General features: G+C 75.1%; 23 protein-coding genes. All 23 read right to left on the reverse strand.

Annotated elements, in window-relative coordinates; translation table 11 throughout:
• Nucleotides 1-14: 14 nt before the first annotated feature.
• The 23 genes from BJ989_RS13605 to BJ989_RS13715 all read right to left on the reverse strand — a co-directional run bounded on the left by BJ989_RS13605 (nucleotide 15) and on the right by BJ989_RS13715 (nucleotide 24,411).
• The gene (locus BJ989_RS13605; protein ID WP_179518657.1) at nucleotides 15-254 is read right to left on the reverse strand and encodes an RNA-binding protein; all 240 of its coding nucleotides are present in this window, start codon (nucleotides 252-254) and stop codon (nucleotides 15-17) included.
• Nucleotides 255-256: 2 nt separating this feature from the next.
• Entirely contained in the window at nucleotides 257-802 is a 546-nt protein-coding gene (gene rpsP / locus BJ989_RS13610; RefSeq protein ID WP_179518658.1) for a 30S ribosomal protein S16, read from the reverse strand.
• Between the two features lie 181 nt (nucleotides 803-983).
• On the reverse strand, nucleotides 984-2,057 hold the full coding sequence (locus BJ989_RS13615) for an amidohydrolase family protein (RefSeq protein ID WP_179518659.1): 1,074 nt from the start codon (nucleotides 2,055-2,057) through the stop codon (nucleotides 984-986).
• Between the two features lie 35 nt (nucleotides 2,058-2,092).
• Complete coding sequence (locus tag BJ989_RS13620) at nucleotides 2,093-2,467, reverse strand: hypothetical protein (RefSeq protein ID WP_343049369.1); 375 nt, start codon at nucleotides 2,465-2,467, stop codon at nucleotides 2,093-2,095.
• A gap of 4 nt (nucleotides 2,468-2,471) precedes the next feature.
• Nucleotides 2,472-4,037, reverse strand: coding sequence for a signal recognition particle protein (gene ffh / locus BJ989_RS13625; RefSeq protein ID WP_179518660.1), 1,566 nt, complete (start codon nucleotides 4,035-4,037; stop codon nucleotides 2,472-2,474).
• Nucleotides 4,038-4,047: 10 nt separating this feature from the next.
• A complete protein-coding gene (locus BJ989_RS13630) occupies nucleotides 4,048-6,297 on the reverse strand; it encodes a [protein-PII] uridylyltransferase (RefSeq protein ID WP_179518661.1) in 2,250 nt (749 codons plus the stop codon).
• 118 nt (nucleotides 6,298-6,415) lie between these two features.
• Entirely contained in the window at nucleotides 6,416-6,754 is a 339-nt protein-coding gene (locus tag BJ989_RS13635) for a P-II family nitrogen regulator (RefSeq protein WP_179518662.1), read from the reverse strand.
• Entirely contained in the window at nucleotides 6,751-8,055 is a 1,305-nt protein-coding gene (locus BJ989_RS13640) for an ammonium transporter (RefSeq protein WP_343049370.1), read from the reverse strand. Before BJ989_RS13640 ends, BJ989_RS13635 begins: the two co-directional genes overlap by 4 nt.
• Before the next feature lie 165 nt (nucleotides 8,056-8,220).
• Entirely contained in the window at nucleotides 8,221-9,408 is a 1,188-nt protein-coding gene (gene ftsY / locus BJ989_RS13645; protein ID WP_179518663.1) for a signal recognition particle-docking protein FtsY, read from the reverse strand.
• Nucleotides 9,409-9,435: 27 nt separating this feature from the next.
• Nucleotides 9,436-9,681 (reverse strand): hypothetical protein, encoded by a 246-nt coding sequence (locus tag BJ989_RS13650; protein WP_179518664.1) that lies wholly within the window; start codon nucleotides 9,679-9,681, stop codon nucleotides 9,436-9,438.
• Between the two features lie 123 nt (nucleotides 9,682-9,804).
• Nucleotides 9,805-10,263, reverse strand: a complete 459-nt coding sequence (locus BJ989_RS13655) for an acyl-CoA thioesterase (RefSeq protein ID WP_179518665.1) — start codon at nucleotides 10,261-10,263, stop codon at nucleotides 9,805-9,807.
• Nucleotides 10,264-10,294: 31 nt separating this feature from the next.
• The gene (gene smc / locus BJ989_RS13660; protein ID WP_179518666.1) at nucleotides 10,295-13,846 is read right to left on the reverse strand and encodes a chromosome segregation protein SMC; all 3,552 of its coding nucleotides are present in this window, start codon (nucleotides 13,844-13,846) and stop codon (nucleotides 10,295-10,297) included.
• 30 nt (nucleotides 13,847-13,876) lie between these two features.
• On the reverse strand, nucleotides 13,877-14,974 hold the full coding sequence (locus tag BJ989_RS13665) for a pyridoxal-phosphate-dependent aminotransferase family protein (protein ID WP_179518667.1): 1,098 nt from the start codon (nucleotides 14,972-14,974) through the stop codon (nucleotides 13,877-13,879).
• A gap of 64 nt (nucleotides 14,975-15,038) precedes the next feature.
• On the reverse strand, nucleotides 15,039-16,454 hold the full coding sequence (locus BJ989_RS13670; protein ID WP_179518668.1) for an FAD-binding oxidoreductase: 1,416 nt from the start codon (nucleotides 16,452-16,454) through the stop codon (nucleotides 15,039-15,041).
• A gap of 38 nt (nucleotides 16,455-16,492) precedes the next feature.
• On the reverse strand, nucleotides 16,493-18,043 hold the full coding sequence (locus BJ989_RS13675) for an LVIVD repeat-containing protein (protein ID WP_179518669.1): 1,551 nt from the start codon (nucleotides 18,041-18,043) through the stop codon (nucleotides 16,493-16,495).
• Nucleotides 18,044-18,073: 30 nt separating this feature from the next.
• Nucleotides 18,074-18,289, reverse strand: a complete 216-nt coding sequence (locus BJ989_RS13680) for a hypothetical protein (protein WP_179518670.1) — start codon at nucleotides 18,287-18,289, stop codon at nucleotides 18,074-18,076.
• Between the two features lie 67 nt (nucleotides 18,290-18,356).
• A complete protein-coding gene (mutM, locus tag BJ989_RS13685) occupies nucleotides 18,357-19,250 on the reverse strand; it encodes a bifunctional DNA-formamidopyrimidine glycosylase/DNA-(apurinic or apyrimidinic site) lyase (protein ID WP_179518671.1) in 894 nt (297 codons plus the stop codon).
• The gene (rnc, locus tag BJ989_RS13690) at nucleotides 19,250-20,038 is read right to left on the reverse strand and encodes a ribonuclease III (RefSeq protein WP_179519647.1); all 789 of its coding nucleotides are present in this window, start codon (nucleotides 20,036-20,038) and stop codon (nucleotides 19,250-19,252) included. The genes mutM and rnc overlap by 1 nt, the downstream gene beginning before the upstream one ends.
• Nucleotides 20,039-20,066: 28 nt before the next feature.
• Entirely contained in the window at nucleotides 20,067-20,252 is a 186-nt protein-coding gene (gene rpmF, locus BJ989_RS13695) for a 50S ribosomal protein L32 (protein WP_179518672.1), read from the reverse strand.
• A 66-nt stretch (nucleotides 20,253-20,318) separates the two neighbouring features.
• Nucleotides 20,319-20,888 (reverse strand): YceD family protein, encoded by a 570-nt coding sequence (locus tag BJ989_RS13700; protein WP_179519648.1) that lies wholly within the window; start codon nucleotides 20,886-20,888, stop codon nucleotides 20,319-20,321.
• 93 nt (nucleotides 20,889-20,981) lie between these two features.
• A complete protein-coding gene (coaD, locus tag BJ989_RS13705) occupies nucleotides 20,982-21,473 on the reverse strand; it encodes a pantetheine-phosphate adenylyltransferase (RefSeq protein WP_179519649.1) in 492 nt (163 codons plus the stop codon).
• Between the two features lie 5 nt (nucleotides 21,474-21,478).
• Complete coding sequence (rsmD, locus tag BJ989_RS13710; protein ID WP_179518673.1) at nucleotides 21,479-22,135, reverse strand: 16S rRNA (guanine(966)-N(2))-methyltransferase RsmD; 657 nt, start codon at nucleotides 22,133-22,135, stop codon at nucleotides 21,479-21,481.
• Entirely contained in the window at nucleotides 22,132-24,411 is a 2,280-nt protein-coding gene (locus tag BJ989_RS13715) for a DEAD/DEAH box helicase (RefSeq protein ID WP_179518674.1), read from the reverse strand. The genes rsmD and BJ989_RS13715 overlap by 4 nt, the downstream gene beginning before the upstream one ends.
• Nucleotides 24,412-24,413 lie beyond the last annotated feature (2 nt).

A 24,413-nucleotide genomic window follows, 5' to 3' on the forward strand; every position in this document is an offset into this window, starting at 1 on the left:
GTGCGGAGCGCTGGTCAGCGACGGTCGACGTCGACGAAGTCGACGCGCGCACCGCCACGGCCCGCGAGGGCCGAGACCACGGTGCGGAAGGCGGTGGCCGTGCGGCCCCCGCGACCGATCACCTTGCCGAGGTCGTCGGGGTGCACCCGGACCTCCAGCACGGAGCCGCGGCGCAGCTGCTTGTCGGACACCTCGACGTCGTCGGGGTGGTCGACGACCCCGCGGACGAGGTGCTCGAGCGCGTCGGCCAGCACGGTCAGGCCTCGGCCTTGTCGGCGTCAGCGCCCTCGGGCGCCTGGCCCTCGGCCTCGACGGCCTTGGCCTCCTGGACCTCGGCCTCCTCGGTCGCACCCTCGGGGGTCTCGACGCCGGGGACGAGCTCGGCGGCCTGCTCGGCGGGGGTCTCGGCCTTCTTCTCGGCCTTCTTCTTGGTGGTGGTCGCGCCGCCCTTGGGCTCGTTCGCGGCCTCCTTCAGCGCCTCGTTGAAGATGTCGATCTTCTCGCGCTTGGCGTCCTTGACCTGCAGGGTGCCCTCGGTGCCGGGGAGGCCCTTGTGCTTCTGCCAGTCACCGGTCACCTTGAGGAGCGCCTCGACGGCCTCGGTCGGCTGGGCACCGACGCCGAGCCAGTACTGCGCCCGCTCGGAGGTGACGTCGATGAGGGACGGCTCCTCCTTGGGGTGGTACTTGCCGATCTCCTCGATCACCTTGCCGTCGCGCTTCTTGCGCGAGTCGACGACGACGATGCGGTACTGCGGCACCCGGACCTTGCCCAGGCGCTTCAAGCGGATCTTGACGGCCACGTCTGTGGTGTCTCCTCGGAACTCGTGGTGGTGAGCGCGGCTGACCCGGGTGGGGACCAGGGGGCCGAGCTCGAAGGGCCTGGGGCGGGCGGCTGAGAGGGGTCCGCGCCGTCCAGGACTCAGCGCGCCATTGTGCCAGAGCGGGTGGGCCAGGCCGAATCGGCCGTGCCGGCCCGCGGGCTCACGCCACGACCACCCCGCGCAGCACCACCCGCGACGGCTCGTGGAGCACGCCGAGGTCCGCCAGCGGGTCGCGGGGGTAGACCACCAGGTCGGCCGGCGCCCCCTCGTCCAGCAGGGCGTTCCAGCCCAGCCACGACCGGGCCCGCCACGACGCCGCCCCGAGGGCCTCCTCGGGCGCCAGCCCCATCTCGGCGAGCGCGAGGACCTCCCCCGCCAGGTTGCCGTGGCGGGCCACGCCGCCGCCGTCGGACCCGGCGTACACCGCGACGCCGGCCTCGTGGGCGGCCATCACCGTCTCGCGGCGGCGGGCGTGGAGGTCGGTCATGGTCGAGGCGTAGGCGGGGAACCTCGCCGCGCCGGCCTCGGCGTACTGGGGGAACTTGTCGAGCTGCATGACGGTCGGCACGAGCGCGGTGCCGCGCGTGGCCATCTCCTCCACGAGGTCGGGGGTGAGCCCGGTGCCGTGCTCGATGCAGTCGATGCCCGCCGCCACCAGCCCCGGCAGCACCTGGGAGCCGAAGCAGTGCGCGGTGACCCGCGCGCCGTGCTCGTGGGCCACCCGGATCGCCTCGGCGAAGACCTCGGGCGGGAAGGACGGCCGCAGGTCGCCCTCCTCGCGGCTGATCCAGTCGCCGACCAGCTTGACCCAGCCGTCGCCGCGCTGCGCCTCCTGGGCGACGTACGCCGGGAGGTCGCCCGGCTCGACCTCGTGCGCGTAGCCGCGGATGTAGCGCTTGGTGCGCGCGATGTGGCGTCCGGCGCGGATCAGCCGCGGCAGGTCGTCGCGACCGTGCACCCAGGAGGTGTCGGCCGCGGACCCGCAGTCACGGATGAGGAGCGCGCCGGCGTCGCGGTCGAGCACCGCCTGCCGCTCGGTCTCGGCGTCGTCGACCGCGCCGTCGTCGTCGAGGCCGAGGTGGCAGTGCGCGTCCACCAGGCCCGGGACGACCCACCCCTCGGCGACCGTCTCGGCGCCGGCCTGCGGCTCGAGGGTGACCCGGCCGTCGACGAGGTAGAGGTCGCGGGGCTCCCCGTCGGGCAGGACGGGGCCGCGGATGCGCAGGGCGGTCATGCCGGGACCGTACCGCCCTCCCCGGCCACCCCGGCTCAGCCGAGCTGGTCCAGCAGCCAGGAGGGACTCATCGGCTGGGCGCCGAGCTGCTCGACGCGCCCGCGCAGGACCCGGTCGGCGGTGACCACGGTGACCCGTGCCCCCCGCTCGACGGCTGCCGCGGCCTGCGCCTGCACCTCCCGGTCACCGTCGCGCGCAGCGTGGACGGTCGTGACGTGGACGTCGCGACCGGCCGGGACCCCGCCCTTCGCCGCCCCCTCGAGCACGAGGACGACCTCGTCGTGCGGCAGGTCGGCCACGAGCAGCCGCTCGTGCAGCCGGCGCGCCGCACCCGCCCGGTCCTTCCACCAGCCGTCGGGGACGCTGCCGACCACGTTGGCGGCGTCGACGACCAGGGTGCTGATCACCACGGGGTCACTTGAGGAACTTCGAGAAGTCCTTCGGCAGGTCGAGCGCGGCCGCGGCCTGCTCGTAGTCGACAGGAGCCTGCTGGCCGAAGGGGTTGCCGGCCGACTTCTGCGCGGCCGCCTGCTGGGCCTCCTGGGCGGCCTTCGCGGGGTTGCCCGACCGCTTCGCGCCCTTGCCCTTCTTCTGCTGCTTCTGGGCCTTGCCACGCTTGGGGCCACCGGGCATCCCCGCACCGGGCATGCCCGGCATCCCGGGCATCCCACCGCCGCGCGCGAGCTGCGACATCATCTTGCGCGCCTCGAAGAAGCGGTCGACGAGCTGGTTGACGTCGGAGACCTGGCGCCCCGAGCCCTTCGCGATGCGGGCCCGGCGCGAGCCGTCGATGATCTTCGGGTCGGCCCGCTCGGCCGGCGTCATGGACTGGATGATCGCCTGGATCCGGTCGATCTCGCGCTCGTCGAAGTTCTCGAGCTGCTCGCGGAACTGGCCCATCCCGGGCAGCATCCCCATGATCTTCGACAGCGAGCCGAGCTTGCGGACCTGCTGCATCTGCTCGAGGAAGTCGTCGAGGGTGAAGTCGGCGCCGCCGCGGCCCGAGAGCTTCTCGGCGGTCTTCATCGCCTGCTCGGCGTCGAAGGTCTTCTCGGCCTGCTCGATGAGGGTGAGGACGTCGCCCATGTCGAGGATGCGCGAGGCCATGCGGTCAGGGTGGAAGAGGTCGAAGTCGGTCATCTTCTCGCCGTTGGAGGCGAACATGACCGGCTTGCCGGTGACCGAGGCGATCGAGAGCGCGGCGCCGCCGCGGGCGTCGCCGTCGAGCTTGGTGAGGACGACGCCGTCGTAGCCGACGCCGTCGAGGAACGCCTGCGCGGTGGTGACGGCGTCCTGGCCGATCATGGCGTCCACGACGAAGAGCACCTCGTCGGGCTGCACCGCGTCGCGGATGTCGGCGGCCTGCTGCATGAGCTCGGCGTCGACGCCGAGCCGGCCGGCGGTGTCGACGATGACCACGTCGTGCAGGCGCCGCTTGGCCTCCTCGACCGACGCGCGGGCCACGCCGACCGGGTCGCCCACGCCGTTGCCGGGCTCGGGGGCGAAGACCGGCACCCCGACGCGCTCGCCGTTGACCTGGAGCTGCTTGACCGCGTTGGGCCGCTGCAGGTCGCAGGCGACCAGCAGCGGGGTCTTGCCCTGCTCCTTGAGCCACAGCGCGAGCTTGGCGGCCAGCGTCGTCTTGCCGGCGCCCTGCAGGCCCGCGAGCATGATGACCGTCGGCCCCTGCTTGGCGAAGCGCAGCCGACGGGTCTCGCCGCCGAGGATTGCGACGAGCTCCTCGTCGACGATCTTCACGACCTGCTGCGCGGGGTTCAGCGCCTGGCTGACCTCCTCGCTGCGCGCCCGCTCCTTGACCGCGCCGACGAACTGCTTGACGACCGGAAGCGCGACGTCGGCCTCGAGCAGCGCGATCCGGATCTCGCGGGCCGTGGCGTCGATGTCGGCCTCGGAGAGCCGACCCTTCCCGCGGAGGTCCTTGAAGGTCGCGGCGAGGCGGTCGGAGAGGGTGGCGAACACGGGAGTCAGCCTAACGAGTCCCGGACGGCTCCTCGGACAGGGCGGCCCGCACGGCCTCGGCGATCGCGTCGGCGTCCTCCGGTGCGAGCGGCCCGCCGGCGGGCCCGGCGAGGTAGAACACGTCGACCGCCTGGGGGCCGAGGGTCACGACGTGGGCCGAGCGCACCCCGACCCCGAGGTCGGCCAGCGTCCGGCACACCGACCACACCACCCCCGGCCGGTCGGCGGCGCGCACCTCGAGCACCGTCGAGGTCTGCGACGCCTCCGGGCGCACCTGCACCGACGGCGCCAGCGCGGGGTCGCCGCTCGGGCGGCGCAGGCGCGCCGCGGGGTCGACCCGCCCCTCGGCCACCGCGAGCACCCGCTCGCGCAGCACCGCGGGCACCAACCCGTCGTCACGCACCTCCCAGACGCTGGTGGCGACCCCGTCGTGCGACCAGGCCCGCGCCGCCAGCACCGAGCAGCGCTGCAGCGCGAGCGCGGCCGCGGCGTCGGCCAGCAGCCCGATCCGGTCGCCGGAGACGACGGTGACCCGGGCTCGGTCCTCGTGCGGCTCGACGCCGACCCACACCTCGCGCGGGTCGCGGACCACCTCGTCGGGCACCGCGACGTCGTCGGCGACCGCGACCGGGGTGGCGACGCCGGCCGCCCGAGCCTCGAGGTGGGCGCGGGTCCGCGCGGCCAGGCGGCGCACGAGGCCGGCCCGCCAGCTCGACCAGGCCGGGGCGGAAGCCGCGCGGGCGTCGGCCTCGGTCAGCGCGAGGAGCAGTGCGAGGGTCTCCGGATCGCCCACCCGGTCGGCGACGAGCGCGGTCGTGGCGGGGTCGTCGAGGTCGCGGGTGGTCGCGGTCTCCGCGAGCAGCAGGTGGTGGCGCACCAGCAAGGCGACCTGGTCCACGGCGGCAGGGTCGAAGCCGAGGCGGGTCGCCACGCGCCGCGCGACCGGCTCACCGACGACGCTGTGGTCGCCTACCTCCGCCTTGCCCACGTCGTGCAGCAGCGCGGCGACGAGCAGCACGTCGGGGCGGGCCACGGTGCGGATCAGGGAGGCGACCTCGACGCAGGTCTCCACGACGTGGCGGTCGACGGTGAACCGGTGGATGGGCGAGGCGTGCGGGAGCAGCCGGATGCCCTCCCACTCCGGCAGTAGCCGGGCGAGCGCCCCGGTCTCCTCGAGGGTCTCCCACACCTCGAGCAAGCCGCGCCCGGCCGCGAGCAGGCGCACCAGGAGCCGACGGGCCTCCTCCGACCAGGGCTCGGGCAGCGGGGGTGCCTCGCGGACCAGGCGGGCCGTCGTCGTCGGCGAGAGCACCACGTCGCGCTCGGCCGCCTCGGCGGCGGCCCGCAGCAGCAGCAACGGGTCGCTCGCCGGGCGGGCGCGGGCGTCGAGGACCACCTCGCCGCGCGACAGCGCGACCCCGGGGGCCACCGGCACCAGTGCGGGGCGGCGTGCGCCGCGCAGCGACGACCGGCGCTCGACCAGCTCGCTCGCCCGGCGCCAGGTCAGGCGCGACAGGTGGGTGACGCGGCGGCCGTGCTCGCGCACGTGCACCTGCGCGGCCCGGGCGTCGCGCAGGCCGAGTCCGTCGGCCAGGTCGCGCCACGCCTCGGGCCCGACCCGGTCGACCGCCCGACCCGCCTGCTGCTGCACCACGTCGCGGACGTCGAGCAGCGCCTGCCGGCTGCGCTCGAGGTCGGCGTGGGGCACGTCGACGAGCCAGGTCGCCACCAGGGCCTGCAGCACGGTGGCGTCGCGCAGGCCGCCCTCGGACTCCTTGAGGTCGGGCACCGAGGCGTGGGCCAGCTCGCCCGCCAGCTCGTGCCGCCGGCGCACCAGCGGGCGGAGCTGCGGGATCCGCTCGCGCGCCTCGCGGCGCCACTGCGCGAGCAGCGTCGTGCGCAGCCGGAGCGTGAGCCCGGGGTCTCCCGCCACGTGGCGCACGTCGAGGAGCCCGAGCACGACCCTCAGGTCGGCGCTGGCCGCGGTCACCGTCTCCCCCACCGAGCGCACGGCGTGGTCGAGGCGGTGGCCGCCGTCCCACAGCGGGTACCACACCTCTGCGGCCGACATGCCCGGGTCGACGCCGTCGTCGTGGACGAGCAGCAGGTCGAGGTCGCTGTGGGGGGCCAGCTCGCCCCGGCCGTAGCCGCCGAGCGCCACGAGGGCCACGCCCGACGCGGGACCGCCGCACCCGTCGTACGCCGCGCGGCACGTGGCGTCGGCGGCCTCGGTGCGGGCGGTCCTCTCGGCGGCGGTCACGGGCGCTCCTGGCTCGGGGGCGGCAGTCGGGGTGCGTCAGGTCGGGGGTCCTGGCACGCGCCGGGCCGGCGCCGGGACGGGGGCGGACCCTCGTCCCGGCGCCGGCCCGGGCGTGCTGTCAGACGGCCGCGGCGTCGCGGTCGCCGGTGCGCACGCGCACGACGGTGTCGACCGGGGTGACCCACACCTTGCCGTCGCCGATGCGTCCGGTCTGCGCGGTCTTCACCACGATGCCGACCACGTCGTCGGCGTCGGCGTCCTCGACCACGATCTCGAGGCGGATCTTCGGCACCAGCGCGACGTCGTACTCCGCCCCGCGGTAGACCTCGGTGTGGCCCTTCTGGCGGCCGTAGCCGCTCACCTCCGAGACGGTCATCCCGGTGACCCCGAAGGTCTCGAGCGCCTCGCGGACGTCCTCCCACTTGTGCGGCTTGATCACCGCGGTCACGAGCTTCACGCGTTGGCTCCTTCGGTCTTGGTGCTCGGGGCCAGCAGGCCGGTCTTGCCGCCGCTGGACAGGCTGGTGTGCAGGTCGTAGGCCGACTCGCCGTGCTGGTCGAGATCGATGCCCTCGACCTCGGACTCCTCCGGGATCCGCAGGCCGATCGTGAACTTGATGGCCAGCGCGATGACCGCGGTCAGCACGCCGCTGTAGGCGATCGCCACGAGGGCGCCGAGGACCTGGTCGACCAGCGACCCGGCACCGCCACCGTAGAAGAGGCCGTCGACACCGCCCGCACCCTCGGCGGTGGAGAAGAAGCCGATGAGCACGGTGCCGACGAGGCCGCCGACGAGGTGGACGCCGACCACGTCGAGCGAGTCGTCGTAGCCGAGCTTGAACTTCCAGCCCACGGCCCAGGCGCAGAGCGCACCGGCTACGGCCCCGATCGCGACCGCGCCGCCGATGTCGACCGCACCGGCGGCCGGGGTGATGGCGACGAGGCCCGCCACGATGCCCGAGGCCGCGCCCAGCGAGGTGGCCTTGCCGTGGAGCAGGCGCTCGACCAGGAGCCAGGCCAGGATGGCGGCGAAGGTGGCCAGCGTGGTGTTGGCGAAGGTGCGACCGGTCTCGGACATGAACTGCGCGACGTTGGCCTCGTCGGTCTCGCCGGTGAAGACGATGGAGCCGACGTTGAAGCCGTACCAGCCGAGCCACAGCATGCCCGCGCCGAGCATCGTGAGGGTGAGGTTGTGCGGGCGCATCGGCTCCTTGCCGAAGCCGAGGCGCTTGCCGAGCAGGACGGCGAGGACCAGGCCGGCGACGCCGGCGTTGATGTGGACCGCGGTGCCGCCGGCGTAGTCCTGGGCGCCGATCCGCCCGCAGATGAGCGAGTCGTCGGTGCAGCTGAAGACCATGTGGGCGAGCGGGAAGTAGACGACCAGGGCCCAGATCGGCACGAAGACGACCCAGGCGGAGAACTTCATCCGGTCGGCGACGGCGCCGGAGATGAGGGCGGTGGTGATGATCGCGAAGGTCATCTGGAACATCACGAAGATGTAGCTGTCGGTGGTGACGCCGTCGAGCCACAGCAGCTCGAAGGGGTTCGCGAAGAGGGTGCCGTCGCCGCCGAAGCCCATCGACCAGCCGACCGCGACGTAGAGGATGCCGACGATCGCCGCAGCGACGAACGACATCATCATCATGTTGAGCACGGACTTGGAGCGCGACATGCCGCCGTAGAACAGGGCCAGCGCGGGCACCGTCATCATCAGCACGAACGCCGTCGCCACGAGCATGAAGGCGTAGTAGCCGTCCACAGGACCTCCCGGGGTGCAGGGTGCCGGGGCGGGCTGCTCGACGTCGCTGTCGAGGAGCCCCCCGGCCGTGGCACCGGACACTGCCCGCGGGAGGTTTCGGGTCGCGGGTGCCTCTGTTGCGGCCGTGTTACAGGTGGCGGCCCTGCGTTGCGGTGCGGTGAACGCTCAGCCGAGCAGGGCGTCGACGAACGCCTCGGCGTCGAAGGGCGCGAGGTCGTCGGGGCCCTCGCCGAGGCCCACGAGCTTGACCGGCACGCCCAGCTCGCGCTGCACCGCGACCACGATGCCGCCCTTGGCCGAGCCGTCGAGCTTGGTCAGCACGATGCCGGTCACGTCGACGGCCTCGCGGAAGACCCGCGCCTGCACCATGCCGTTCTGGCCGGTGGTCGCGTCGAGGACGAGCAGCACCTCCGTCACGGGCGCGAGCTTCTCGACGACGCGCTTGACCTTGCCGAGCTCGTCCATGAGGCCCTGCTTGTTCTGCAGCCGGCCCGCGGTGTCCACGAGGACGGTGTCGACCCCGGCCTCGAGGCCGTGCTTGACCGCCTCGAAGGCGACGCTGGCCGGGTCGGAGCCCTCGGGGCCGCGCACGACGTCGACCCCGACGCGCTCGCCCCAGGTCGCGAGCTGCTCGACGGCCGCGGCGCGGAAGGTGTCGGCGGCCCCCATGACCGCCCGGTGGTCCTCGGCGACGAGGATCCGGCCGATCTTGCCGACCGTCGTGGTCTTGCCCGCGCCGTTGACGCCGACGACCAGCACGACGCCGGGACGACCGTCGGTGCCGGTGACCTGCAGGCGCCGGTCCATCTCCGGGTCGACCAGCGCGACGAGCTCCTCGCGCAGCACCTGGCGGGCGTCGGTGTCGCCCCCCTCGACCCGCAGGCGAGTGCGGAGGCGCCCGACCAGCTCCTGCGTGGGGGCGACGCCGACGTCGGCGGTCAGCAGGGTGTCCTCGATGTCCTCCCAGGTGTCCTCGTCGAGGCGGTCGCGGGAGAGCAGCGCGAGCAGGCCCTGCCCGAGGCCGCCCTGGGAGCGGGCGAGCCGCTGGCGCAGCCGCTGCAGCCGGGTCGCGGTGCCCTCGGGGCGCTCCAGCGTGGGCGCAGCCGGGGCCTCGGGTGCTGCGACGTCCCCCGCGACCGGGGCCTCGACCTCGTCGGTCGGCGGCAGGCCGGGCGCCGGGGGCGCCTCGCGCTCGGGGGCCAGCGTGCCGGTGCCGACCCCCGTGCCGGGCCCGGCGGGCGGGCGGCGGCGCCGGGCTCCGGAGAGCAGGCCGACGGTGACGGCGACGCCGAGGACGGCGATGCCGACGACCAGCAGGATCCAGTCGGTGGCCCAGTCGGTGAGGAGGTCCATGGTCCGATCCTGGCAGAGGGCCGCGGCTCAGCCGCGGTCGCGGGTGGCCTGCCGCGGGGCGCGCTGGGCCGGCACGAGCGCGGGCGCCCGGGCCGCCGGTGCCTCGCGCTCCTCCTCCGCGACCGTGGGCAGCGCGTCGACCCCGCGCCGCAACGCGTCGCCGAGCCAGGGCGCGGCCGGCAGCGGGCGTCCGCGGTGCGGGAAGGCGACGTAGGCGACGACCACCCCGGCGACCAGCGTGATGAGCAGCATGGACAGGACGAGCGTGAGCACGAGCAGGCTCCCGAGAGTCGTGGTCGGACGGGCGCGGCCAGTCAACCACCGCGGCCCCGCCCCCCGACCACCCCGGCGCGGGGTGTCGGACACACCACCCCCGGGGGCCGCCCGGGCGGCCCGTCAGCGCAGGAGCGGCTCGACGGCGGCGCGGATCGCGTCCGGGAGCGGGGCCACCGGACGGTCGCCCGCCCCGCGCGCGTTGTCGACGTACACGTGGACGAAGCGGCCCTCGGCCGCGGCCTCGTCGGAGGCGCCCTGGAAGAGGCCGATGCGGTAGACCACGGAGCTGCGCCCCACCTTGTCGACGACCAGCCCGGTCTCGATCGGCTCGGGGAAGCCGAGCTCGCGGAAGTAGCGGCACGAGGTCTCCGCGACGACGCCGATCTGCGGCAGCGACCGCACGTCGAGGCCGGTCGCCTCGTAGAGGTGGGCGTTGACGGCCGTGTCGAACAGCTCGTAGTAGGTGGCGTTGTTGAGGTGGCCGTAGGCGTCGTCGTCGCGCCAGCGGGTGGTCACCGTGCGCCACGCGACGTAGTCGGACCGGGTGGGGCGGGTGGCTCGCGTGCCGTCGGCGCTCATGGGCGCCATCCTCGCAAGGCCCGGGCCCGGCTCAGGAGGCGGTCTCGCGCAGTCGCTGGCTGATGACCGCGGAGACCCCGTCGCCGCGCATGGTGACGCCGTAGAGGGCGTCGCCGACCTCCATCGTGCGCTTCTGGTGGGTGATGACGAGCAGCTGGGAGGTCTCGCGCAGCTCCTCGTAGATCTGCAGCAGCCGCCCGAGGTTGGTGTCGTCGAGCGCGGCCTCGACCTCGTCGAGGATGTAGAAGGGCGAGGGCCGTGCCTTGAAGAGCGCGACGAGGAAGGCGACGGCCACCAGGGAGCGCTCGCCGCCGGAGAGCAGCGAGAGCCGCTTGACCTTCTTGCCGGGCGGGCGGGCCTCGACCTCGACGCCGGTGGTCAGCATGCTCCCGGGGTCGGTGAGCAGGAGCCGCCCCTCGCCGCCGGGGAAGAGCCGGGCGAAGACGTGGTCGAAGGCGGTGCGCACGTCCTCCCACGCCTCGGTGAAGACCTGCTCGACGCGGGTGTCGACCTCGCGGACGATGTCGAGGAGGTCCTTGCGGGTCTGCTTGAGGTCCTCGAGCTGCTCGGTGAGGAAGCGGTGGCGCTCCTCCATCGCCGAGAACTCCTCCAGCGCGAGCGGGTTGACCCGGCCGAGCACCGCGAGGGCCCGCTCGGCCGAGCGCAGGCGCTGCTGCTGCTCCTCACGCACGTAGGGCACGGGCGGCGCCGGCTCCTCGCCCTCCTCGACCGGCGCAGTGGAGGGCACCGGCTGCTCGGGGCCGTAGTCGGCGACCAGGCCGTCGGGCTCGAGGCCGAGCTCGGCGAGGGCCTTCTCCTCCAGCTGCTCGATGCGCATCCGCTGCTGGGCGCGCGCCACCTCGTCGCGGTGCACCGTGCTGACGAGCTCGTCGTGCTCGCGCCCCAGGTCGCGCAGCCGCGCGCGCACGGCGAGCAGCTCGGCCTCGCGGTCCTTCCGCGCGGCCTCCACCGCAGCGCGGACCTCGGCCGCCTCGGTGACCGAGAGCTCGAGGCGCTCGAGCACGTGGCCGACCGCGAGCCCCACCGCCTCGGCGGCGCGACCCTCGCGGGCGACCCGGCGGCGGCGCTCGGCGGCACGGGCGCGGGCCTCGCGCTCCTGTCGGGCCGCGCGCAGCAGGCCGTCGGCCCGGCCGTGCAGCGCCCTGGCGCGCTCCTCGGCCGTGCGGAGCGCCAGTCGGCTGTCGACCTCGCCCTGACGGGCGTCGCGGGCGGCGGCCAGCAGCTCCTCGCGCCGTGCGGTGTCGGGCTCCTCCTCGGGCGCCGCCTCGGCCGTGGCGAGCCGCTCCTCGAGCTCGGCCAGCCCGGCGAGGTCGCGGTCGCGGGCCTCCTCGGCCTGGGTGATCGCCGCGGCGAGCCGCTCGGCCTCGCCGCGGGCCGCGCGGGCCTGCGAGCCGTGCTGCCCGAGCTCCTCGGCGACGGCGGCGAGGGTGGCGTCGGACTCGTGCAGCCGGGCCAGGGCCACGTCGACGCGCCGCTGCGCGTCGACGCGCTCGGCCTCGAGGCGCGAGGTCTCGAAGGCCAGGCGCTCCGCGGTGGCGCTCGCCTCGGCGAGCCGGGCGGCGGCGTCGTCGACCGCCGCCTGCACCTCGAGCAGCGAGGGCTTGGCGCTCGACCCGCCGGCCGCGGCGTGGGTGCCGAGCACGTCGCCGTCGCGGGTGACGGCGGTGACGTCGGGCAGCGCGGCGACGAGGGCGCGGGCAGCCTCGAGGTCCGGCACCACCGCCACGCGCTCGAGCAGCCGGTCGACGGCGCCGCGCAGCTCCTCGGGAGCCTCGAGCACCTCCACGGCGTACGCCGCGCCGCCCGGCAGGGCAGGCCAGTCGCGCGCCGCAGCGGGAGCCCCGCCCAGCAGCAGCCCCGCTCGGCCGAGGTCCTCGCCCTTGAGGTGGGCGAGGGCGTCGACCGCCGCGTCGAGGTCGCGCACCACGACCGCGTCGGCCGCCTGCCCCAGCGCCGCGGCGACGGCTGCCTCGTAGCCGGGACGCACGCGCAGCAGCGCAGCCGCGGAGCCGAGCAGGCCCGAGACCCGCTCGCCGGCGGCCAGGAGCGCACCCGCACCGTCCTTGCGGTCGAGGCCGAGCTCGAGCGCCTCCTTGCGGGCAGCGAGGGCGCTGCGGTCGCGGTCGGCCTGCTGCGCCGCCTCGCGGACCTTCGCCAGCTGCTCGACGACGTCGTCGAGGAGCCCGACGGCCACCTCGTGCTCGGCGTCGAGCCCCTCCTCGCCGGCGTCGAGGCCGGCGACCTTCGTCTCGAGGGCGGTGAAGTCGCGCTGCGCCCGGGCGGCGCGCGCCAGCGCGTCCTCGCGGGCGAGCCCGAGGCGTCCCACCTCGTCGTCGGCGGCCGCGGCGCGGGAGCGCAGCGCGTTGACCTTGCCGTGCAGACGGGCGAGGCCCTCACGGCGGTCGGCCGCCGCGCGCTGCAGGGCAGCGACGCGCCTGTCCTCGTCGGCGGCCGCCTCCTCCGCCTGCCCCTTGGCCGTCACCGCCGCGGCCAGCGCCGCCTGCATCGCCGCCACCTCCTCGGCGATCTGCGCCTCCTGCTCGGCGAAGCGGGCGGCGTCGGCCTCGAGCTGCTCGGGGTCGCGCCCCCCGCTGCTCTCGGCCTCGCGGGCCGCGGCCTGCGCGTTGCGCACCCGCTCCGCGGCGAGCGAGGCGGTGCCGCGCAGCCGCTCGCGCAGGCCGCTGAGCGCGAACCACGTCTCCTGCGCCGCGGCCAGTGCCGGCAGGTCCTCGCGCAGGCCGGCCTCCAGGGCGGCCTCGGCGGCGCGGGTCTCGGCGACCGCGGCCTCGACCTGCGCGCGGCGCTCGAGCAGCAGGGACTCGTCGGCCATCTCCTGCTCGAGCGCGGTGCGGGCACGGACCAGGTCGTCGGCCAGCAGGCGGGCCCGGGCGTCGCGCACGTCGGCCTGCACGACCTGTGCCTTGCGGGCCACTTCGGCCTGGCGGCCGAGCGGCTTGAGCTGGCGGCGGATCTCGGTCAGGAGGTCCTGCAGCCGGGTGAGGTTGCCCTCGGTGGAGTCGAGCTTGCGCAGCGCCTTCTCCTTGCGCTTGCGGTGCTTCAGGACCCCGGCCGCCTCCTCGATGAAGCCGCGGCGGTCCTCCGGCGTCGCGTGCAGGATCGAGTCGAGCTGGCCCTGCCCGACGATGACGTGCATCTCGCGTCCGATGCCGGAGTCGCTGAGCAGCTCCTGCACGTCGAGCAGGCGGCACCCCTGGCCGTTGATGGCGTACTCCGAGCCGCCGTTGCGGAACATCGTGCGGCTGATCGTGACCTCGGCGTAGTCGATCGGCAGCGCGCCGTCGGTGTTGTCGATGGTCAGCTGCACCTCGGCGCGCCCCAGGGGCGGGCGGCCGGAGGTGCCGGCGAAGATGACGTCCTCCATCTTGCCGCCGCGCAGCGACTTCGCGCCCTGCTCGCCCATGACCCAGGCGAGGGCGTCGACGACGTTGGACTTGCCGGAGCCGTTGGGCCCGACGATGCAGGTGATGCCAGGCTCGAGCTGGAGGGTCGTGGCCGAGGCGAAGGACTTGAAGCCCTTCATCGTCAGGCTCTTGAGGTACAACGTCGGGTCCCCTCGCAGCAGGTGGGCGCGTCAGCCTACCGCCGCCAGGACGTCGTCGAGGGCAGCCAGCACGGTCAGGGCGGCGTCGGGGCGCGCGTTGTGCCCCATCAGCCCGATGCGCCACACCGAGGCCGCGTAGGGCCCGGCACCGGCGCCGATCTCGATGCCGTGGCGCTCGAGCAGCAACCTGCGCACCGCGGCCGAGTCGACGCCCTCGGGCACCACGACGGTCGTGAGGTCGGGCAGCCGGTGGCCCTCGGCGGCGAAGAGCTCGAGCCCGCGCGCCTGCAGCCCCTCCTGGAGGATGCGCCCCGCCTCCTCGTGGCGCGCCCAGACCGCGGGCAGGCCCTCGTCGAGGATGCGCCGCAGGCCGGCGTGCAGGCTGGCGACCATCGCGACCGGCGCGGTGTGGTGGTAGGTGCGGCCACCGCCGCTGCTCGCGGCCTCGCCGACGTAGCCGCCGAGCAGGCCGAGGTCGAGGTACCACGAGCGGGGCCGCTCGACCCGACGCGCGAAGGCGCGCTCGGAGATGGTGAAGGGCGCCAGCCCCGGCGGCACGCCCAGGCACTTCTGGGTGCCGGCGTAGCCGAGGTCCACGCCCCAGTCGTCGGCGCGCAGCTCGAGGCCGCCGATGCTGGTGACCGCGTCGACGAGCAGCAACGCGTCGCCCTTGCCCGCGCCGAGCGCGGCGACGTCGGAGCGCACGCCGGTCGAGGTCTCGGCGTGGACCGCCGCCACGATCTTCGGCGACGGGTGCGCGGAGAGGACCCGGTCGACGTCGACGGGCAGCCCCCACTCGTGCTCGACCGCGACCACCTCGGCGCCGCAGCGCGAGGCCACCTCGACCATCCGCTGGCCGAAGAGGCCGTTGACCGCCACCACGACCACGTCACCGGGCTCGACGGTGTTGACGAAGGCGGCCTCCATGCCCGCGGAGCCCGTCGCCGACAGCGGGATGGTGCGCTGGTTCTGGGTGCCCCAGACCTCGCGCAGCATGTCGCAGGTCTCGTCCATCATCGCGATGAACAGCGGGTCCAGGTGCCCGAGGATCGGCAGCCCCAGGGCCGCGGTGGCCTCGGGGTAGGGGTTGCCGGGGCCGGGACCGAAGAGTTGGCGTGCGCGGATCATGCCGCCGAACCTAGCGCGCCCGGCCGGCGGTGCGGCCCCGCCGCCGGGTCTGCGCCACGCGGCCTCACCACAGCGCGCCGGGGTTGAGGATGCCGGCCGGGTCGAGCGCGGCCTTGACCGCGAGGTTGAGCGACATGACGTCGTCGCCGAGCTGGTCGGGCAGCGCGCCCTTCTTGGTGCGCCCGACGCCGTGCTCCCCGGTGATCGTGCCGTCGAGGGCGATCGCCGCGGCCATGACGGCCTCGAAGGCGGCGGCGGCACGTGCCCGCGAGTCGGGGTCGGCCTCGTCGAAGACGATGATGGGGTGGGTGTTGCCGTCCCCGGCGTGGGCGACGACGGGGATCTCCACCCCCTCCTCGGCGGCGATCCGCGCGATCGCGGCGAGCAGCTCGGGCAGGCGCGGGACGGCGACCCCGACGTCCTCGAGCATGAGCGCACCGCGCGCCCCGATGGCGGGGAAGGCGGCGCGCCGGGCCTCGACGAAGAGCGAGCCCTCCGCGGGGTCGTCGGTGACGAAGACCTCGAGCGCCCCCGCGGCGCGGCACGCCTCCTCCATCGCGACGACCTCCGCGGCCCGCGAGGTGCCGGGGGCGTCGGACTGGGCCACCAGCAGCGCCCCCGCGTCGCGGTCGAGCCCCATCGCGCGGTGGTCCTCGACCGCGTTGACCGACGCCTGGTCCATCAGCTCGAGCATGGAGGGCCGCAGCCCGCGGCGGATGCCGACCACCGCCCGGGCGGCCGCGTCGACGGTGGGGAAGCTCGCGACCAGCGTCGAGCACGCCTGCTGTGCCGGCACGAGCCGCAGCAGCGCGCGCGTGACGACGCCGAGCGTGCCCTCGGAGCCGACGAAGAGCTTGAGCAGGCTCAGCCCGGCGACGTCCTTGATGCGCTTGCCGCCGAGTGTGACGAGCCGACCGTCGGCCAGGACCACGTCGAGGCCGAGCACGTAGTCGGTGGTCACGCCGTACTTCACGCAGCACAGGCCGCCCGCGTTGGTGGCGACGTTGCCGCCGATGGAGCAGATCTCGAAGGACGAGGGGTCCGGCGGGTACCACAACCCGTGCTGCGCGACCGCGGCCTTGACCTCCGCGTTGAGCGCGCCCGGCTCGACCACGGCGACCTGGCAGTCGACGTCGACCTCCACCGCCCGCATCCGCTCCAGGCTCAGCACGATGCCGCCGTCGACGGCGCTCGACCCGCCCGACAGACCGCTGCCGGCGCCGCGCGGCACGACGGCGACCCGGTGCTCGGCGGCCCACCGCACCGCGGCCTGGACCTCGGCGGCGTCGGCGGGCCGGACCACGGCGACCGGGGTGCCGGCACCGGGGTCGCGCGACCAGTCGAAGCGGTAGGACTCCAGCAGGTCGGGATCGGTCAGCACGGTGCCCGGCGGCAACGAGCCGACCAGCGCGGGCAGGACCGCGCGGGCCTCCTCGGCCGACGCCAGGGACGTGGTGCCCGTCGGGGGCGCGAGCGTCATGCGCACACCCAACCACCCCGCCGGACGCGCCGGAAGGGTCAGTCCGCGCGCTGCGCCGCGCGACTGCGGCGACGCACCAGCGCGAGGGCGCCGAGCGCACCCAGCGTCACCAGGCCGACCGGCACGACCGCGCCCGCCGCGTCCGTCGCACCCGCGCGCCGCGGGACCACGGCCGGGTCCGGCTCGGCACCCCGACCGTCACCGGGGACGTCGACGGCGTAGACGTCGAGCCCGCGCACCAGGTCGATCGCGTAGACGACGTTCGACTTCCTGCCCGTCTGGCGACCGCGGGCGTCGTAGACCGGGAGCCACATCGCGTCCCACACCTCGCTGGCCGCCTGCAGGGCGTGGCCGTACGGCGTGATGTCGCGCGGCCGGCGCACGTCGAGCAGCTGCGTGCCGCCGCCGTAGTAGCCGATCGCGACCAGACCGCCGGGGCGGAAGTCGAACCAGTGGGCGGAGCAGAAGGCACCCTGCGGCAGCGGGAAGTTGCCGAGGTCGGCCAGCTCGACCTTGTCGAGCGGCACGATGCCGCCCGGGCGGCCGTCGAGCCGCTTGACCCACCAGGTCTGGAAGGAGCCCGCGAGGCTGCAGTCGGTCTGCTCGTAGTCCTCCTCGGTCACGAGCAGGACGTTGCCGTTGGCCAGCGACGGCGGCCGGAACGCCTTGAAGCGGCGGGCGTTGGGCCGGAAGGAGTTGTGGTGGATGAAGTCGTTGTAGCCCTCGGCGCGCGGGTCCTCCCCGCGGCCCGCGGCGCCGGTCGTGGCCAGCAGGCGGGGGCGACGGGGGTCCTTCGTGGACCACATGGAGCTGCCGCCGAAGCCGGTGTGGGTGCCGATGCCCGCGGCGTCGAAGTTCCACTTGTGGCCGGCGGTCGGCGAGCGGAAGGGCTGCAGCCCGGCCCTGCGGGGGTCGCCGTCGAGCTCGCGGGGCCGCGTCAGGTCGCGCAGGTCGAAGATCGAGAACTCGCCGTCGCCCCCGGCGGAGTAGACGTAGCGGCAGTCGCGCACCTCGACGCAGGCGACGGTGTGCGTCGACGTCGAGCCCGCGACCCGGGACAGCACCCGGGGCGCGGCCGGCTCGGTCACGTCGACGACGACCAGCTCGCCACCGCCGACGTTGGCGTGCTGGATGTCGTCGGGCGAGGCCTGGTAGAGGTCGACCCCGATCAGCGCGAAGCGGCGGACGCCGCGCGCGGTGCGACGCTCGCCGCAGTTCATCGCCTCGTTCTCGAACTGCAGGCTCGGCAGCACCCCGACGAGCCGGGGCCGCGCACCGTCGCGCACGTCGAGCACCCGCACGGAGTCCAGGCCGGAGGTCACCAGCAGCGGCGCCGTCGGCAGGAAGCACCCGGAGATGCCCAGCTGGGACGGGTTCGCGGAGAGCTGCGCGACGTTGTCGCTCGACAGCAGCGGTCCGTCGGGCTCCGCTGCGAGCGCTGCCCGCACCTCCTGGAGCCGCTCGAGGTCGCCACCGTGGGCGGAGGCGGGGGCGAGCGGGGCGGTGGCGAGGCCGAGTGCGAGGCCGAGTGCGAGGACAGCGGCTCGGCCCGCGGCACGGGGGGTGCGGCGCGTGCGTGCGAGGGTCATGCCCTCGTCAACGACGAGGGCACGGCCGGGTCACGCCGGCTGCATCTCCGCGAGGTCCGCGAGCGTCTCGTCGCGGCCGAGCAGGTGCTCGGCGCGCTCGGCGAGGAGGCGGTCGTTCTCGGCCTGCAGGGCGGTCACGAGGGCCTCGAGGTCGGCCACGCGACGGCGCAGGCGCGCGTTGTCGGAGACGAGGACGGCAGAGTTCCGCAGGTCGCTGGGCACGTGGCCGAGCAGCGCCTTCGCCATGGGTGTCCCTCCAGAGGGTGGTGGCGGGCTGGGGGCCCGAGGGGTGTCAGGGCCGTCTCCAAGAGTCTCACCGCGGGCGCGGCGGGTCAATCCGGCGGGTCGCCCGCGGCCGGCGCGGGACCGGCTGGCACACGGGGCAGAAGAACGAGGAGCGGTTGGCGAAGGCGACCCTGCGGATCGGGGTGCCGCAGCGCTGGCAGGGCCGCCCCTCCTGGCCGTAGGCCCGCAGCGAGCGGTCGAAGTAGCCGGACTGCCCGTTCACGTCGACGTAGAGCGCGTCGAAGCTGGTGCCGCCCTCGGCCAGCGCGTCGGTCATCACGTCGCGCACGTGGGCCAGCAGCTCGCGCACCTGGGCGGCGCGCAGCCGCTCCCCCGGGCGGTCGCCGTGGAGGCGGGTGCGCCAGAGCGCCTCGTCGGCGTAGATGTTGCCGATGCCGGAGACGAGCGTCTGGTCGAGCAGCTGTCGCTTGATGCCGACCGCGCGGCGGCGCACCCGGGCGACGAAGGCGTCGTCGTCGAAGAGCGGGTCGAGCGGGTCGCGCGCGATGTGGGCGACCTCGGCCGGGAGCTCGGCACCCCCGGCGCTCACCGCGAGGCCGCCGAACATCCGCTGGTCGACGAAGCGGAGCTCGGTGGGCTCGGCGCCGGGACGCTCGAGCGCGAAGCGGACCCGCAGGTGGCGCTCGGCGGGCGCCCCGGGCGGCTGCACGAGCATCTGGCCGCTCATGCCGAGGTGGGCGAGCAGCGCGTCGCCGCCGTCGAGCGGCAGCCAGAGGTACTTCCCGCGCCGTCGGGCCGCGGTCAGGGTGCGCCCGACGAGGGCGTCGGCGAAGCCCTCGGGCCCGCGGGGGTCGCGCCGGACCGGGCGCACGTGGAGCACCTCGACCGCGGTGACGCGGGCGCCCACCGCGTGCTGCTCGAGCCCGCGGCGGACGACCTCGACCTCGGGCAGCTCGGGCACTAGGACGCGGCGGAGTCGGGGGCGGCGGAGTCTGGAGCGGAGTCGGGTGCCGGGCTCGGCGTCGTGTCGCGCCCGTCGCCGACGCCCTCGGCGCTGCCCGCACCGGCCGCCGCCACGATCTCGCGGTAGGCGGACTCGGCCGCGCCCTGCTCGGCCTCCTTCTTCGACCGCCCGGTGCCGTGGCCGTGCAGGCTCTCGCCGAGGCGGGCGCGGGCGGTGAAGGTCTTCATGTGGTCGGGGCCCTCGTCCTCGATGACGTAGTCGGGCACCCCGAGCCCGCGCTCGGCGGCGAGCTCCTGCAGGGAGGTCTTCCAGTCGAGGCCGGCCCCCATGGCGGCCGCTGCCTCCATGAGGGGGTCGAAGAGGCGGTGCACGACCACCGCGGAGACCTCGAAGCCGCCGGAGAGGTGGACGGCGCCGATCACGGCCTCGACGGTGTCGCTGAGGATCGAGGCCTTCTCGCGCCCGCCGGTCGACTCCTCGCCGCGTCCGAGCTTGACGTGGGTGCCCAGCCCGATGGCGCGGGCGACGTCGGCCAGCGCCCGGGCGTTGACGACCGCGGCCCGCAGCTTGGCCAGCCGCCCCTCCGAGAGGTCGGGGTGGGTGCGGTAGAGCGCCTCGGTGACCACCACGCCCAGCACGGAGTCGCCCAGGAACTCCAGGCGCTCGTTGGTCGGCAGCCCACCGTTCTCGTAGGCGTAGGACCGGTGCGTGAGCGCACGCTCGAGCAGCCCGGGGTCCAGCTCGGGATCCCCGAGCGCCGCGCGGAGCTCGGTGTAGGTGGTCAGCGGACCGGAGGTCTCGGAGCCCTGGGGCTCAGAGGACCTGACGGCGGTCGGCGCGCGCGCCGTACTGCCCGCACGAGCCGCAGGCGCGGTGCGGGAGGTGCTTCTCGCCGCAGGCGGGGTTCGCGCAGGTCACCAGGGACGGCGCGACGGCCTTCCACTGCGAACGACGGTGACGCGTGTTGCTGCGCGACATCTTCCGCTTCGGGACTGCCATGTCTACTCCTCGTGCAGGGGCCGGGGGGTCCGGCCGCTTCGGTCGACCGGAGGTTGCTCCGGTCGCTCAGTCGTCGTGCTGCTGGCCCTGCTCGCCGCCCCGGAGGGCGGCCAGGCCGGCCCACCTGGGGTCGACCGGGGCGTCGTGCGTGTGGTCGGGGTCGTCGGCCAGGCGTGCCCCGCACTCGGGGCACAGGCCAGGACAGTCGTCCTCGCACAGCGGCTGGAAGGGCAGTGCGAGCACCACCGCGTCCCGCAGCAGCGGCTCGAGGTCGACCAGGTCGCCCTCCAACCGCCCGACGCCGTCGTCCTCCTCGTCGGCGGGGCGACGGTCACCGTCGTCGTAGAGGTACAGCTCCTGCAGGTCCACCGACACCTCGTCGGTGAGGTCCTGCAGGCACCGCACGCACTCGCCGACGAGCCCGGCCGAGGCCGTGCCGCTGACCAGCACCCCCTCCATGACCGCCTCCAGGCGCAGGTCGAGCTCGACCGGCGACCCTTCGGGGACGGAGAGGACTTCGATGCCGAGATCTGCCGGGGCCGGGACCGTCCGTGACACCTGTCGCTGGGACCCCGGGCGGCGGCCGAGCTCGCGGGTGTCGAGCACGAGCGGCGCTCTCGGGTCCAGGCTGCTCAGGGGATCACTTCCGGTTTCCGGGCACGTCAGATCGTGGGGAAGCGTAACCGTCGGGGCGGATCGGGAGCAAAACGACCCCGCGGCCCCGCGGGCTCAGCCGTGCTGGGCGCGCTCGGCGAGCCGGGCGGTCAGTCGGGCGTGCACGTGCGGCGGGACCAGCGCGGAGACGTCGCCGCCGAGCGCGGCGACCTCCTTGACCAGGCTGGAGGCCAGGAAGGACCACGCAGGGCTGGTGGGGACGAAGACGGTCTCGACGGGCGCGAGGCTGGAGTTCATCTGCGCCATCTGGAGCTCGTAGTCGAAGTCGGTGACGGCGCGCAGGCCCTTCACGATCGCCACGATGCCCTGCTCCTCGCAGAAGGTGGTGAGCAGGCCCTCGAAGCCGGCGACGCGCACGTTGGGCAGGTCGGCGACGCCCTCGGCGATCATCTCCATGCGCTCGGCGGGCGTGAAGAGCCGCTTCTTCGAGGCGTTGACGCCCACCGCGACGACGACCTCGTCGAAGAGCCCCGACGCCCGCCGCACGATGTCGAGGTGACCGTGGGTCACCGGGTCGAAGGAGCCGGGGCAGACGACGCGGCGCACGCGCATCACTCCTCGTCCGTGAGGTCGGGCAGGTGAGGGTCGGGGTGCTGCTGGTCGGACGGCCCCGCGCCGCCTCGAGGGTCCGGCGGCGGCGGAGCGGCGCGACCGTACCAGAGCACGGTCTCGCCGTAGCGCTTCTCGCGCTCCGGCTCGAGGCCCGCGGGCCAGGTCGGGGCGGGGCTGCGCACGGACCGCTCGACCACCACGAGACCGCCGGGCACGAGCCAGCCGCGCGCGGTCACCCGCACCAGGTCGGCGTCGACCTCGGCGGGCGCCAGGGGGTAGGGAGGGTCGCTGAAGACGACGTCGTAGGGAGCGCCCGGCGGGCGGTCGAGGACGGCGCCGACCGCGCCCACCACCACCTCGGCGCGCGACGCCCCCACGGCGCCGAGCGCGCGGGCGTTGGCCGAGACCAGGGCCGCGGTGCGCCGGTCGTGCTCCACCAGCGTCACCACCCCGGCCCCGCGCGACCAGGCCTCGAGGCCGACCGCGCCGGACCCGGCGTACAGGTCGAGGAAGCGCAGGCCCGCCAGCGGCCCGACGCGGGACTCCAGGGTGGAGAAGAGCGCCTCGCGCACCCGGTCGCTGGTCGGCCGGGTCGCGCCGCCGCGCGGGGTCTGCAGCCGCCGTCCGCCGGCACGGCCCGCGATGATGCGGGTCACGACTTGTCCAGGAAGTCGGACTCGACGGACGCCTCGAGGACGAGCACGGCCTCCGCGAGGCGGGGCGCGGCGTCGAGCGACGCGTCGAGGTCGAGCAGGCGCTCGGCCTCCTCGCGGGCCGCGACGATGGTCTCTTCGTCGCGCAGGACCCGCAGGCGCTGCAGGCTGGAGCGGCCGCCCGCCTGGTGGGCGCCGAGCACGTCACCCTCGCGGCGGTGCTCGAGGTCGAGCCGGCTGAGCTCGAAGCCGTCGGTCGTGGCCGCCACCGCCTCGAGCCGCTCGAGGGCGGGGCTGCCCGGCGGCACGTGGGTGACCAGCAGGCACAGCCCGGGCAGGCCGCCACGCCCGACGCGGCCGCGCAGCTGGTGCAGCTGCGAGACGCCGAAGCGGTCGGCGTCGAGCAGCACCATCGTCGTGGCGTTGGCGACGTCGACCCCCACCTCGACGACGGTGGTGGAGACCAGGACGTCGACCTCACCCGCGGCGAAGGCGCGCATGGTGGCGTCCTTGACCTCCGGGCTGAGCCGGCCGTGGAGGCGGGCGGTGCGCAGCCCTGCCAGCGGGCCGGTCTCGAGGTCGGTGGCCACCTCCTCGACCGAGGCCAGCCGGTGGGCGGGCGGCAGCGGGTTGCCCTCGGCGTCGAGGTCGACCTGGTCGACGGTCCCCTCCTCGGGGTCGTCGGCGTCGATGCGGGGGCACACGACGTAGGCCTGGTGGCCGGCCTCGACCTCCTCGCGCACCCGCGCCCACACGCGGTCGAGCCACACGGGGCGCTCGGTGACCGGGACCAGCGAGGTCTGCACCGGCGCGCGTCCGGCGGGCAGCTCGCGCAGCGTGGCGACCTCGAGGTCGCCGAAGACGGTCATCGCGACCGTGCGCGGGATCGGTGTGGCGGTCATGACGAGCACGTGGGGCGGGGTCGTCGCCTTGGCCGCCGCGGCGGCGCGCTGCTCGACGCCGAAGCGGTGCTGCTCGTCGACGACCACCAGGCCGAGGTCGGCGAAGGTCACCTCGGGCTCGAGGAGCGCGTGGGTGCCGATGACGAGCCCGGCCTCGCCGCTCGCGGCGGCCAGGAGCGCCTCCTTGCGGGCCGCCCGGGGCATCGAGCCGGTCAGCAGCACCACGCGGGTGGCCTCGGCGGCGCCGCCGAGCATGCCGCCGCCGGCCAGGTCGCCGAGCAGCGCCGTGATGGAGCGGTGGTGCTGCTGGGCGAGCACCTCGGTGGGCGCGAGCAGCGCGACCTGCCCCCCGCTGTCGACGACCCGCAGGGCAGCGCGCAGGGCGACCAGCGTCTTGCCCGAGCCGACCTCGCCCTGCAGCAACCGGTGCATGGGGCGGGGGCGGGCGAGCTCGTCGGCCAGCACCTCGCCCACCTCGCGCTGGCCGGCCGTGAGCTCGAACGGGAGCCGCGCGTCGAAGGCGCCGAGCAGTCCCTCCCCCTCCGCCCTGCCCGGGCGGGCGACGGTGCCCTGGGCGGCCTGCACGCGGCGTCGGCGCCCGAGCACGAGCTGCGTCACGAGCCCCTCCTCGAAGCGGAAGAGCCGGTGGGCCTCGCCCACCTGGTCGCGGGAGTCCGGGAGGTGCAGCCACTGCAGCGCCGTCAGCGTGTCGGGCAAACCGTGGCGGGCACGGACCTCCGCGGGCAGCAGGTCGGGCACGTCGTCGACGAGGGTGAGGGCGAAGGCGACGGCACGCTGCACGTCCCACGAGTCCAGGCCCTTGGTGAGGGGGTAGATGGGGTAGAGCGAGCGCAGCTGCTCGGTGAGGAACCGCGCGTCGGCCTCGTCGGCGCCGACGTCGTCGGCACCGCCCGGCCCGCCCGGCCCCACGCCGTCCTCGCCGAAGAGCAGCATGCGCGGGTTGGTGAGCTGCCACTGGTCGCGGAAGACCTTGGCCTGCCCGGTGAACAGGCCGCGCCGCCCCCGCTGCAGCCGACGCTCGTGCCAGTCGCTGACGTGCTTGGCCTTCGCGAAGAACGTCATGGTGAGCGACGGCCCGTCGGTGCGCAGCCGGGCCTCGACGCGGTAGGCCGTGCGGCCGGTGCGGCGGTCGGTGTACTGGTGGCGCTGGGTGCCGGCGACCTCGCCGACCACGGTGAGCACCTGGCCCTCCTCCAGCTCCTCGAGCCGGGTGAGCTCGGCGACCGCGAGGTAGCGCCGGGGGTGGTGGTGCAGCAGGTCGCCGACGGTGCGCACGCCGAGGCGCTCCATCGCCTTGGCGATCTTGGGGCCGCGGGGCCCGAGGACCGCCACGACCGGGGAGTCGAGCCCGATCACGT

Source organism: Nocardioides perillae, assembly GCF_013409425.1.
Lineage (GTDB): Bacteria > Actinomycetota > Actinomycetes > Propionibacteriales > Nocardioidaceae > Nocardioides > Nocardioides perillae.

Coding starts and splice junctions, on each gene's coding strand:
- BJ989_RS13615 (WP_179518659.1), bottom strand. CDS start 2,057: ATGACCGCCCTGCGCATCCGCGGCCCCGTCCTGCCCGACGGGGAGCCC.
- ftsY (WP_179518663.1), bottom strand. CDS start 9,408: ATGGACCTCCTCACCGACTGGGCCACCGACTGGATCCTGCTGGTCGTC.
- BJ989_RS13655 (WP_179518665.1), bottom strand. CDS start 10,263: ATGAGCGCCGACGGCACGCGAGCCACCCGCCCCACCCGGTCCGACTAC.
- BJ989_RS13665 (WP_179518667.1), bottom strand. CDS start 14,974: ATGATCCGCGCACGCCAACTCTTCGGTCCCGGCCCCGGCAACCCCTAC.
- BJ989_RS13670 (WP_179518668.1), bottom strand. CDS start 16,454: ATGACGCTCGCGCCCCCGACGGGCACCACGTCCCTGGCGTCGGCCGAG.
- BJ989_RS13675 (WP_179518669.1), bottom strand. CDS start 18,043: ATGACCCTCGCACGCACGCGCCGCACCCCCCGTGCCGCGGGCCGAGCC.
- BJ989_RS13680 (WP_179518670.1), bottom strand. CDS start 18,289: ATGGCGAAGGCGCTGCTCGGCCACGTGCCCAGCGACCTGCGGAACTCT.
- rpmF (WP_179518672.1), bottom strand. CDS start 20,252: ATGGCAGTCCCGAAGCGGAAGATGTCGCGCAGCAACACGCGTCACCGT.